This is a genomic window from Pseudofrankia inefficax, from assembly GCF_000166135.1.
Lineage (GTDB): Bacteria > Actinomycetota > Actinomycetes > Frankiales > Frankiaceae > Pseudofrankia > Pseudofrankia inefficax.
In genome coordinates this window covers 7115311-7126846 of sequence record NC_014666.1, presented here as the reverse complement: position 1 = coordinate 7126846, position 11536 = coordinate 7115311, and the positions used below count along the sequence as shown (strand labels likewise).

General features: G+C 73.6%; 8 protein-coding genes. 6 read left to right on the top strand and 2 right to left on the bottom strand.

Translation table 11 applies throughout. The annotated features are described in order from the left end of the window. Positions 1–99: 99 nt before the first annotated feature. Entirely contained in the window at positions 100–3378 is a 3279-nt protein-coding gene (locus tag FRAEUI1C_RS28745) for an ABC transporter permease subunit (protein WP_013426886.1), read from the top strand. Further along, on the top strand, positions 3375–4145 hold the full coding sequence (locus FRAEUI1C_RS28740; protein WP_013426885.1) for an ABC transporter ATP-binding protein: 771 nt from the start codon (positions 3375–3377) through the stop codon (positions 4143–4145). The genes FRAEUI1C_RS28745 and FRAEUI1C_RS28740 overlap by 4 nt, the downstream gene beginning before the upstream one ends. A gap of 72 nt (positions 4146–4217) precedes the next feature. On the opposite strand, the gene FRAEUI1C_RS28735 is transcribed toward FRAEUI1C_RS28740, so the two are convergent. Beyond that, positions 4218–5297, bottom strand: a complete 1080-nt coding sequence (locus FRAEUI1C_RS28735; RefSeq protein WP_041259696.1) for a lipocalin-like domain-containing protein — start codon at positions 5295–5297, stop codon at positions 4218–4220. A gap of 635 nt (positions 5298–5932) precedes the next feature. On the opposite strand from FRAEUI1C_RS28735, the gene mtnB reads away from it, so the two are divergent. Beyond that, the gene (mtnB, locus tag FRAEUI1C_RS28730; RefSeq protein ID WP_013426883.1) at positions 5933–6595 is read left to right on the top strand and encodes a methylthioribulose 1-phosphate dehydratase; all 663 of its coding nucleotides are present in this window, start codon (positions 5933–5935) and stop codon (positions 6593–6595) included. A gap of 106 nt (positions 6596–6701) precedes the next feature. On the opposite strand, the gene mtnA is transcribed toward mtnB, so the two are convergent. Then, positions 6702–7916, bottom strand: a complete 1215-nt coding sequence (mtnA, locus tag FRAEUI1C_RS28725; protein ID WP_232425160.1) for an S-methyl-5-thioribose-1-phosphate isomerase — start codon at positions 7914–7916, stop codon at positions 6702–6704. Between the two features lie 177 nt (positions 7917–8093). Between mtnA and FRAEUI1C_RS28720 the strand changes: the two genes are divergently transcribed. The 3 genes from FRAEUI1C_RS28720 to FRAEUI1C_RS28710 all read left to right on the top strand — a co-directional run bounded on the left by FRAEUI1C_RS28720 (position 8094) and on the right by FRAEUI1C_RS28710 (position 11351). Then, on the top strand, positions 8094–8705 hold the full coding sequence (locus FRAEUI1C_RS28720; RefSeq protein ID WP_013426881.1) for a 1,2-dihydroxy-3-keto-5-methylthiopentene dioxygenase: 612 nt from the start codon (positions 8094–8096) through the stop codon (positions 8703–8705). Continuing rightward, entirely contained in the window at positions 8702–9466 is a 765-nt protein-coding gene (mtnC, locus tag FRAEUI1C_RS28715) for an acireductone synthase (protein WP_013426880.1), read from the top strand. The genes FRAEUI1C_RS28720 and mtnC overlap by 4 nt, the downstream gene beginning before the upstream one ends. A gap of 400 nt (positions 9467–9866) precedes the next feature. Further along, entirely contained in the window at positions 9867–11351 is a 1485-nt protein-coding gene (locus FRAEUI1C_RS28710) for an NAD(P)/FAD-dependent oxidoreductase (protein ID WP_013426879.1), read from the top strand. Positions 11352–11536 lie beyond the last annotated feature (185 nt).

The window sequence follows — 11536 nt, the reverse complement described above, 5'->3', positions numbered from 1 at the left end:
TTCCGGGTAAGCGCTGTGCGACCATGCCCCTTGGTCAGAATGCCGCGTTTCCCCGGAAGCCGGGGGTTTCGGCTCGACGGGTGCAAGGGGTAGGCCACGGTGAACGACGTGATCGGCTACGCCCTGCTAGGTCTGGGCACGGCCGGCCTGTACGCGCTGATGTCGGCCGGGATCGTGATCGTCCAGCGTGGATCCGGCGTGCTGAACCTGGCGCACGGCGCGCTGCTGGCCTGGGCCGCCTACTCCTTTCACGGGGCGGCCGTGGTCTGGTCGCTGCCCACCTGGTTCGCGGCGGTGCTCGCCGTCGGCTCGACCGCGCTGATCGGCCTGCTGTTCCACCTCCTCGTGATGCGCCCGATGCGCGACGGCTCGGCCCTGACCAGGGTCATGGCCACGCTCGGGCTGCTGATCATCCTCCAGGCGATGCTCACCCTGATCTACAGCACGGCCGTGCGCTCCTCGCCGACCGTGCTGCCGACCGGCAACGTGACGCTGTTCGGGATGCCGGTCGACTGGGGCGTCTTCGTCCGGCTCGGCGTCGTCGGCGCGGTACTGGCCGGGCTGTGGGCGCTGTTCCGGCACACGACGATCGGCCTGGCGGCGACGGCCGTCACCGAGAACCCGCGGGCTGCGGCGACGTTCGGCTGGTCGCCCGACCTGGTGGCCGCCGGGGCGTGGACGCTCGGGGCCGCGCTGGCCGGTCTCGCCGGGGTGCTGCTCGCCCCGCTCCAGCAGCCGCTGGGCGCGCCCAACCTGATGCTGCTGATCGTGCCGGCGCTGGCGATCGGGCTGGTCGCCGGGTTCCGCTCGTTCCCTGCGGTGTTCGTCGCCTCGGTGGTGCTCGCCATCGTCGAGGTGGAGACCCAGGTCCAGCTGGTCAGCAAGCACCCGGCCTGGCGCGGGGTCGACCGGGCCATCCCGCTGCTGGTCATCGTCTTCTACCTGGCGATCCGCGGCCGGCACATCCCCGACAGAGGGCACGTCAACGAGAAGCTGCCCGCGCTCGGAAGCGGCCGAATCCACTGGCCAGCGCTCATCGTGGCCATGACCGTGGCGATCTGCCTGATCTGGTACGCGCTGCCGGTCGACTGGGTGAACGCGCTGGACGTCAACGCCCAGTGGGCGATGCTCATCCTCTCGGTGGTGGTGCTGGTCGGCCTGACCGGTCAGCTCTCCCTGGCGCAGCTCGCGTTCTCCGGGGTGGCCGCGCTGATCGCGGGTCGGCTGGTGGCCGTGCGGGGCTGGCCGCTGGAGGCGGCGCTCGCGCTCGGCGTGCTCGGAACGGCGGCGCTCGGCGTGCTGTTCGCGCTGCCGGCGCTGCGCACCCGTGGCCTCCAACTGGCCGTCGTCACCCTCGGGCTGGGCGCCGCGGCCGACTCCATCCTCTTCCAGCGCGGCTACCACACCCCGCCGCCACCGGGCTCGGCCGCCGCGGCGTTCGGCGTGCTCGGCGATCCGGAGGGCACCATCGTCGGGCACCAGACGCTGTTCGGCGTCCGGCTCGACACGGTCGAGGCGCCGCGGGCCTTCGCGACGCTGTCGTTGCTGTCCTTCGGCGTCCTCGCGGTGGCCGTCGCGAACCTGCGCCGAGGCCGGGTCGGGCGCCGGCTGATCGCCGTCCGGACCAACGAGCGGGCGGCCGCCGCGCTCGGGATCAGCGTCGTCGGCGCGAAGCTGTACGCGTTCGCGCTCTCGGCCGCGATCGCGGGCTATGGCGGCGTCCTGTTCGCCTTCTACACCTACGGCGCCCGCGGCAACATCGACTACGGCGGCGGGCTGTTCTCGCCGTTCACCTCGATCCTGCTGATCGCCTTCGCGGTACTGGGTGGCGTCGGCTGGGTCAGCGGTGCGTTCGCCGGCGCGACCTGGGCGACCGGCGCTCTCGGCACCCGGCTGGGAGCCTGGATCGGCGACCTGCTGACCGGCGTGGCCGCGTTCGCCAGGACCGTGATCGCCCTGCTCGGGACCGTCGTCGGTTTCAGCCTCGGCGCTCGCCTGGGCTCGTCAGCGGGTCGGTCCGCCGCCGCGCCGGCTCCGGGTGGCCCGGTCCCGGCGCCGGGTGGCGAAGCCGCGCCAGCGGTCGACGACGGCGCCGAGGCAGGGGCGCGGGACGACGTGCCGATGGCGGCGTCGGCGCGGCGGCCGGTGTGGCGCCGGCCGGGGCCGTGGGTGGGCGCGGCGGTGCTCACCGCGGTGGCCGTCGCGGCCAGCGGCCGGGTACTCGACTGGCTGACCCAGCTGGACCGCTACGTCCCGCTGCTCGGCGGGATCGTGCTCGTCACGATCCTGGCGACGTCCGGGGGCGGGATGGCCCCGGGCAACGCGGCGGCGGCCCGAGGGATCGCGACTCAGCTGACGCCCCCGTCGCGGCGCGGCCGTTACGCGTCCCGCGAGCGGCGCCGGGCCGACCAGCTGCTCGCCGCGGGCGGCCCCGAGCCGGTGGGCGGCGACCCGAACGGTGGAGCGATCCCGGCGGGTGAGCCGGGGGCGGCCAGGCGGCTGGCCGCGCTTGGCCGCGGTGCCGGCGTGATCCGGCCTGCGACGCTGTCCGTCTGGGGGCTGACCGTCCGGTTCGGGGCCGTGACCGCCGTCGACGACGTGAACCTCCGGGTGACACCCGGCCAGATCGTCGGCCTGATCGGCCCGAACGGCGCGGGCAAGACCACCGTGGTCGACGCGATCACCGGTTACACCCCGGCCAGGTCGCGCCAGCTGACCCTCGGGGAGCACCGGCTCGACCGGCTGCCCGCGCACCGCCGGGCCCGCCGTGGCGTCCAGCGCTCCTTCCAGAACCTCGAGCTGTTCGAGGACCTCACCGTCCTGGAGAACATCGAGGCGGCCAGCGACCCGCGCGACCTGAGGGCCTACCTGACCAACCTGTTCTGGCCACGGACCCGGGTGCTCCCGCCGGCGGCGCGGGCCGCCATCGAGGCCTTCGGCCTGCGCGACGACCTGACCCGGGCCGTCACCGAGCTGCCCTACGGCCGGCGCCGGCTGCTCGCGATCGCCCGCGCGGTCGCCGCCCGGCCGTCCGTCCTGCTGCTCGACGAGCCGTGCGCGGGCCTGGACGAGAACGAGAGCCGCGAGGTCGCCCGGCTGCTGCGCCGGCTCGCCGACGAGTGGGGGCTGGGCATCCTGCTCAACGAGCACGACATGGACGTCGTCATGTCGGTCTGCGACCGGATCGTCGTGCTCGACGCCGGCCGGATGATCGCCGAGGGCACGCCCGCGGCGGTGCGCGACGATCCGAACGTGCAGCTCGCGTACCTCGGCGAGCAGGTCAGCGGGGACGGGCGCCGCCGGGGCACCAGCACTCGGCAGCGGGCCGCTCGGACCGCCGGCGCCGACGCTCCGGTCGCGCCGGGAGCCGGCCGATGAGTCCCCGGCTGCCGAGCGTCCGGCGGGGCGAGCGCGACCGGCCGGCTGGCCGGCTCCGCCGCGCCAGGTCGGCGCCGGCCGCGCCGCCCGTGCTTGCCGCCTGTGGGCTGTCCGCCGGCTACGGCGGCGCGCCGGTCGTGCGCGACCTCGACCTGCCGGTACGGGCCGGCGAGGTCGTCGTGCTGCTGGGCCCGAACGGTGCCGGCAAGACGACGACCCTGCTGACGCTGGCCGGTGCGCTCGCGCCGCACTCGGGCGAGGTGCACTGGGCCGGCGCCGCCACGACGGCACCGCTGCACCGGCGGGCCCGGGCCGGCCTGAGCCTGGTCCCCGAGGACCGCTCGGTGATCATGAGCCTGACCGTGCGGGAGAACCTGCGCGTCGGGCGCTGCGACCCGGCCCTCGCGCTGGCCGCCTTCCCGGAGCTGGCCGAGCACCTGGACCGCAAGGCCGGGCTGCTCTCTGGCGGGCAGCAGCAGATGGTGACCCTCGCCAGGGCGCTGGCCCGCCGGCCGACCGCGCTGCTCGCGGACGAGCTGTCGCTCGGCCTCGCGCCGCAGCTTGTCACCCGGCTCCTGATGGCGGTGCGAGCCGCCGCCGACGACGGCCTGGCCGTCCTGCTCGTCGAGCAGCACGTCCGCAGCGCGCTGACGATCGCCGACCGGGTCCACGTCCTGCGGCACGGCCGGGTCGCCTGGTCCGGCACCGCCGCCGAGGCCGAGGCCAACCGCGAGGCCGTCGCCAGCGCCTATCTCCCGCTCGCCTGAGGCGCTCGCGGAGCGGCACTACGGACGGCCTCACGGCCCCGGGTCGCCCCGGGGCCGTGAGGGTTCGGCTCGTCAGATCCCGAGCAGGTTCTTCACGGACGTCCAGACGTAGCCATGGCCTGGCATGTCGATGAAGGGAATGACCTCGGCGTAGGCCTGACCGGTCACGGCCTGGCCGTTGATCGTGCCCGCCACCGTCGAGGTGCCCTCCCAGTAGTTGCCCTGGGGAATGAGGCTGCTCCAGACCTCCTGGTTCACCAGCTGTGGCGTGACGGCGAGCGTCCCGCCAGGAACGTTCACCGTCGAGGCCACCGGATAGGTGATTCCGGTGTCCGGACTCGTCCAGGTGCCCGTCGTCGCGCGGCTGAGCTGGGCGGTCGGCAGGTTGGTGGTCGTGCCGTCCGCGTTGACCCGGGTGCCGATCGTCTGGACGTAGTTGCCGTTCGCGTCGCGGATGAAGTAGAGCATGTACTGGGTGTTGTTCGACAGCTGCAGGCTGTACCACTCCCAGCCGCCCTGGCCCGGCGTCCAGTTACCCCACTGGTGGTCCAGCCAGGCGGTGCCGGTCACGTTCACCGGGCTGCCGTGGTCGAACAGGGTCCCGGTGACGTGCAGGTTCGTCTCGGAGTAGTAGCCCGACGTGCCGAACGGCCCGTAGCCGATGGTGCCGGCGTTGCCGTGCAGCGCGGCCGGCTGGGTCTGGCTCGCGGTCATGGTGCCGAAGACGTAGCTCAGGTCGGAGAAACCACCGGAGAAGTGGTTGACCAGGTTCTTGCCGTCGATGTGAATGGGGCCCGCGCTGACGCTGAAGCCGCCGCCGGCCGGGACGTTGTCGGGGCTGATGCTGTAAAGGCTCTTCGTCGACGAGTAGGTGCCCCGGGTCAGGTCCGCGATCGCGAAGTTGCCGTTGTAGATGGTGGCGACCGGCGCGGTCGAGAGGCCGTCGACGCGGTTGATCAGGGTCTCGAAGCCGTACGAGTGCGTCTTTCCGAGGAGGTCCTTCCCGCTGAGATGGCCGGTGATGTACCACCATTCCATCCCGGCGCTCACGTGCGGGGACTCGTCGCCCGGCAGTGAAACGCCCGCGGCCGCGTGCGCCGGCCCGCCGGTGCCCACGAGCAACAGGCTCGTCAGCGAACCGAGTAACAGCACGGCCAGTTTCCGGAATCGCGTTCTTCGCTGGTTCGGGCGGGCGGATCTGGACATGGTTGTGCCCTCTCTCGGTGCGCGCGGTGGCGGCGCGCGGCGAATGCCGCGCGCCCGTCGGCGGACCTGACGGGCCGCCGAGGCTCATGGGGATGTCCGTGCCCGCGCGTCATCGCGAGCGGGCAGCGGTGGGCGCCCGGGGCCGGCCGTACCACCGGGACGACGGTCCGCGCGGCTGGGCCGCGCTGACCGGTTGAGAGCGCGGCGGCACAATGGATGCCACCACACGGCCGATCTAAATATTTATAGGTATAGAGCTGACGATGGGACGATAGAAGTGACCCAGCGTCATGTCAACGATGGGTTTCGGTGCGGTCGGGGTAGGCCTTTGACCTGCGGCTAAGGAGATCTGGCGTCGGGACGCCACCGCCCTGGCCCGCGACCCGCACGCTGGGGGCACCTTGGCAGGGCCGCATACATTTATATCTTTCGTGAAATGATCGTGCGCGACACAACCCTTGGCGCCCCTGGCGTCGTAGGTGTCCACACCTTTCCGCGTGCCGGGCGTCCCTGCCGTGGCGCGGTCAGGCGCGGTGGCTGGCTGGCCACGTTCCCCGCCGCCGTTGTGGGAGGGTCGGGGCATGGCGGACGGCGGCGTGGACCTCGCGGCGGCGGCGCGGGAACTGGTCACCGAGGCGGCCCGGTTCGCCGGGTTCGGCTGGATGCGGGCGACCTCGGGGAACCTCTCGGTCGTACTCGGGCGCGACCCGCTGCGGCTGGCCGTGACCGCCTCCGGGGGCGACAAGGGCGAGCTGACCGCCGGGGACATCGTCCTGGTCGACGCCGTCGGCCGGCTGCTCCCGTCACCTGGCGCCGGTTCGGCGACGGCCGCCGCGAGCCCGTCCCGCCCGGCCGCGGCCCGCCCCGGCCCGCGGCCGTCCGCGGAGGCGGCGCTGCACGCGCGGCTGGCGGCGGCGACCGGGGCAGGGGCGGTCGTTCACCTGCACACCCTCGCCAGCGTCCGGGCCGCGGGCCGTCACCCAGGCGGGCTGGAGCTCGCGGGCCTGGAGATGCTCAAGGCGCTGGGCCGGCCGGCCGACGGACCGGCCACCCGGCTGCCCGTCATCCAGAACAGCCAGGACATGACCGTGCTCGGCGACGCGGCCCTCGCCGCGCTGGAGCCGGCCGTGCCGGCGCTGCTCGTGGCCGGCCACGGCCTCTATGCCTGGGGCGAGGACCTGCGGTCCGCCCGCCGGCACGCGGAGGCGGCCGACTGGCTGTGCGCCCTGGTGACCGACGGCTAGCCCAGCTCGCCCCAGTACCCGGGGACGCTGCCGTTACCCGAGACGCTGCCGTTACCCGGGGACCCTGCCGTTACCCGAGACGCTGCCGTTGCCCGGGACGCCGCCGTCAGCGGGTGAACGGCGAGGCCGGCAGCCGCGCGCCCTGTTCGGTGATCAGGGCGTCGACCAGGCCCGCCGGGGTGACGTCGAACGCCGGGTTGTGCGCGCGGGCGCCCGGTGGGGCGACGCGGCGGCCGGCGACGAGAAGGACCTCGTCATCCGGGCGCTGCTCGATGGTCATGGCCGCGCTGCCCGCCGACTCCTCGTCGATGGTCGAGGCGCTGGCGGCGACGACGAACGGGACGCCGGCGTGCGCGCAGGCGAGTGCCACCCCGAGGGTGCCGATCTTGTTGGCGACGTCGCCGTTGGCGGCGATCCGGTCGGCCCCGACGATCGCGACGTCGACCAGCCCGCCGACGATGGCGCTGGCCGCGGCACCGTCGACCTGGACGCGGTAGTCGATGCCCGCCTGGGCCAGCTCCCAGGCGGTGAGACGGCTGCCCTGCAGCAGCGGGCGGGTCTCGTCCACGTAGACCAGCTCGACCCGGCCGCGGGCGTGCAGCTCGCGGATGATGCCGAGGGCGGTGCCCCAGGCGGCGGTGGCCAGCGCCCCGGTGTTGCAGTGGGTCAGCACCCGCAGCGGCCGGTCGCCGAGCCGGGCGAGGATCCAGTCGGCGCCGTGCCGGCCGATCGCCCGGTTCGCCCGCTCGTCGGCGTCGGCGAGCGCGCCGCCGACGGCGACGACGGCGTCGAGACCGTCGTCGATCCTGGCGTACGCCGCGTCGACGCCCTGCGCGAGCGCCACGGCGGTTGGCCTGGCCGCGCGCAGCCGGCCGACCGCCGCGGTGAACGTGGAGCCGTCCCAGCCCTCCCGGGCGGCTTGCACGATCGCGAGCGCGACGCCGTACGCCCCGGCGATCCCCAGCGCCGGCGCCCCCCGCACCGCGAGCCGGCGAATCGCGGCGATCAGGTCGTCGACCCGATGGATCTCAAGGTCGGCGAGCCGGTCCGGAAGCAGCGTCTGGTCCAGCAACCGGATCGAGCCGCCCGCCCACGCGACCGGCCGGAGCGCCGGGGCCGTCCGGTCCGCGGCGCGAGACCGGCGCGTGGCCGACGGGCCGCCCGGCCGGGGCACCGACACCGGGACGTCCGGTGTGGCGTTGCGTGGCGGCTGCGCGGGCGGGGGCGGCGGAGGCCACCGGTGCGGCGGCCGGGCGCTCGGACGGGCCGCCCGAGGCGGCGGCGGACCGTCCTCCGGTTCCGGGATCGACGGCTGCGGCATGGCGGCACTATGCGGACCGGGCCCTGGACGGGTCAAGGTGCGCGGTCCGCGCCCTCCTCGTGGGTAGCGTGGGTGCGCCGTTTGGGGGTGCCTTGACGACCGTTTCGCGCGGGCCGGACGATCGGTGCGGTGGGCCGGCCCGAACGGCCGGCCGGTGCCGCGGACCGAGGAGGCACGATGACCGCCCTGACGACCTGGTCGGCGAGCGACCCGACGACGACCACGGGCTCGACCGTCGACCGGCCCGAGATCGAGTCGGTGCTGCGCGCGCTCGGCTTTCGGCTGGAGCGCTGGCCGCTGGCGCCCGGGCTCGCGCCCGACGCGCCGGCCGAGGACGTGCTGGCCGCGTACCGCGACCTGATCGAGGGACTGGTGTCCGCGGAGGGCTTCGTCGAGGTCGACGTCGCCGCGCTGCACCCGACCGGGCAGCCGGCCTTCGCGGCGACGGCGGCGGCCGCCCGGGCGAAGTTCCTGGCCGAGCACACCCATGCCGACGACGAGGTCCGGTTCTTTGCCGCCGGGCGGGGCGTCTTCTACCTGCACACCCGGGACGAGGCCCGCGGCGAGGAGGTGCACGCCGTGCTGTGCGAGGCCGGCGACCTGCTCTTCGTCCCCGCCGGCACCACCCACTGGTTCGACATGGGCACGGAGCCCTCCTTCACCGCGGTCCGGTTCTTCCGTGACCCCGAGGGCTGGGTCGGCGACTTCACCGGCAGCGACCTCGCCACCCAATTCCCCGACTTCGACGCGCTCGCGGCCCAGGCGGACGCGGTCACGGCGGGGGCGTGACGGCCCCGGCCGGTCCTGAGCGTGCCGACGGCGTCACGGCGGTGGTCGTCGACATCGAGGGAACGACCAGCCCGACCGCGGCGGTGGTCGGGACGCTGTACCCGTATGCCCGGGCCCGGCTGGCCGGCTGGCTGGCCGGCCACCCGGACGACCCGCGGACCTGCCGGGCCGTCGCCCAGGTACGTGAGCTGCTCGGTGAGCCGGCCGCGGATCTCGCCCGCGTCACCGCCGCACTCGACGACTGGCTCGCGCGTGACGTGAAGGCCGCTCCGCTGAAAACGCTCCAGGGCCAGATCTGGGCGGCCGGCTTCGCCGCCGGCGAGCTGACCGGCGTGCTGTTCGGCGACGTCGCGCCCGCGCTGCGCCGCTGGCACGCTGCCGGCATCCGGCTGGCCGTCTACTCGTCCGGCTCGGCCGTCGCCCAGCGGGCCTGGTTCGGCCGCGCCGCCGCCCTCGACTCGGCCGGCCGGCCGAGTCCGGAGCGGCCCGATGATCTGGGCCCGTTGCTGACCGCGCATTTCGACCTGGACAACGCGGGGCCGAAGACAGCGGAGCGCTCGTACGCGCGGATCGCCGCCGTGTTGAATGCCCAGCCCGGCCGGCTGCTGTTCCTGACGGACCGGCCGGCCGAGCTCGATGCCGCGCGCGCCGCCGGCTGGCGGGTGGTCGGGGTCGCCCGGCCCGGCGAGCCCTATGCCGCGGCGCTCGCCGGCTACCCGCGGGTCTCGTCCTTCGCGGACCTGGCACTAACCGCGGCCTGACTGGACCAAGGCTCCCATGTTCGGGCCGGGCGCTCCGCCGGGCCGTGGCCCGCTGGGAATGCGCGCGAACGGCGCCTACTTAAAGAGGGCGTAATGCAACCGATTTCCAGAGCGACGATAGGACGCCTTGCCGGCCGGCCCTATCACCGGCGCTTCGGGTGGCCGAGTCGCGTGACGTTGCCTACATTGCGGCGGCGTGTGATTTCGGTGACAGCGCCACCGAGCGTATGCGAGCGGTGCACGGGTCGAAACTCACGTCGGTGCTCCCACCACAGCCGGCCGTTCCTGTGGGATGGTCGAGGAGAACGACGCGGAAACGAGCGCACACTCTGGCAGACGGCGGAGCGCACCTGTCCCGGCGGGGCCGCTGGAAGCCTTGGTACATATGTGGAGAGGAATTGTGACCGCGAACACTTTCGCCACCACTGACAGCCCGGCGGAGGGCGGCGTCTACCGGCACCGCGTCCTGGTCATCGGCTCCGGGTTCGGTGGGCTGTTCGCCGCGCAGGCACTGCGAAGTGCCTGGGCCGACGTCACCCTGGTCGCGAAGACCTCCCACCATCTGTTCCAGCCGCTGCTTTACCAGGTGGCGACGGGCATCCTGTCAGAGGGCGAGATCGCTCCGCCGACCCGCGAGGTGCTGCGTCGTCAGCGCAATGCCCGGGTCGTGCTCGGCGAGGTCACCAACATCGACCTGGCCGAGCGGACCGTCACGTCCGAGCTGATCGGCCGCACGACGGTGCACCACTACGACAGCCTGATCGTGGCCGCCGGCGCCGGACAGTCCTATTTCGGCAACGATCAGTTTGCTGAGCATGCGCCAGGCATGAAGAGCATCGACGACGCTCTCGAGCTGCGCGGCCGGATTCTCGGGATGTTCGAGCTGGCCGAGGCGTCGACCGACCCGGCCGATATCGAGCGGCTGCTCACCTTCGTCGTCGTCGGTGCGGGCCCCACCGGTGTGGAGATGGCCGGCCAGATCGCCGAGCTCGCCCACCGGACGCTGCGCCGGGATTTCCGGAACATTGATCCCCATAAGGCGCGCATTGTCCTGTTGGACGCCGCGCCCGCCGTGCTCCCCGCGTTCGGCGACAAGCTCGGTGACTACGCCGTGAAGCGGCTGGAGAAGCTGGGCGTCGACGTACAGCTCGGCGCGATGGTCACCGACGTCGACGCGACCGGCATCGAGGTCAAGGACGCGGGCGGCGGCAAGCGGCGGATCGAGTCGGTCTGCAAGGTATGGGCCGCCGGTGTGCAGGCCAACCCGCTCGGCAGGCAGCTGGCCGACCAGTCGGGCGCCAAGCTCGACCGGGCCGGCCGGGTCGAGGTCGAGCCGGACCTGACGCTGCCCGGCTACCCCGAGGTGTACGTCGTCGGCGACATGATCTCGCTGAACAGGCTGCCCGGGGTCGCCCAGGTGGCCATTCAGGGTGGTCGGCACGCCGCGCGCGACATCCGGGCCCGGATCAACGGCCGGCAGACCGGAAAGAAGTTCAAGTACCACGACAAGGGCAGCATGGCGACGATCTCGCGGTTCAGCGCGGTCGCCAGCATCGGCCGGCTGAAGCTGACCGGCTTCGTCGCCTGGCTGATGTGGCTCGCCGTGCACCTCGTCTACATCATCGGGTTCAAGCACCGGGTCACGACGCTGCTGCACTGGGCGGTCAGCTTCGTCGGGCGGGGCCGTTCGGAGCGGACGGTCACCCACCAGCAGATCTTCGCCCGGACGGCGATCAGCCGCCTCGGTGAGGATTTCGCGCCGACGTTGCCGCCGAGCCCCGATGGACGTCCGTCCTGGCGCGGGAACGTCAGCGCCCTCGTTCCCGGGCCGTCGGAGCCCGCGGACGCCAAGGAGCCTGAACCAGCGGCCTCCAGCGCAGTCTGATCGTCTTCTCGACCCAGGGCTCGCGGGGCTCTCGAGCCCCGCGAGCCTGGGTGGTGGGACCTGGTCTCGTCGTCCCACCTCGCGGTGGCTCGCGGGTGTTGTCTGAGGACCAGGGGAGCGGCCTGGTGCACACCAAGGGCCGACCGCGCCGGAGACGGCAGTGGCCTCCCGACGCCCGTGCTGAC

Bases quoted from the DNA above. Each gene is read 5' to 3' on its own strand.
- FRAEUI1C_RS28740 (WP_013426885.1), top strand. From the start codon at position 3,375: ATGAGTCCCCGGCTGCCGAGCGTCCGGCGGGGCGAGCGCGACCGGCCG.
- mtnB (WP_013426883.1), top strand. From the start codon at position 5,933: ATGGCGGACGGCGGCGTGGACCTCGCGGCGGCGGCGCGGGAACTGGTC.
- mtnA (WP_232425160.1), bottom strand. From the start codon at position 7,916: ATGCCGCAGCCGTCGATCCCGGAACCGGAGGACGGTCCGCCGCCGCCT.
- FRAEUI1C_RS28720 (WP_013426881.1), top strand. From the start codon at position 8,094: ATGACCGCCCTGACGACCTGGTCGGCGAGCGACCCGACGACGACCACG.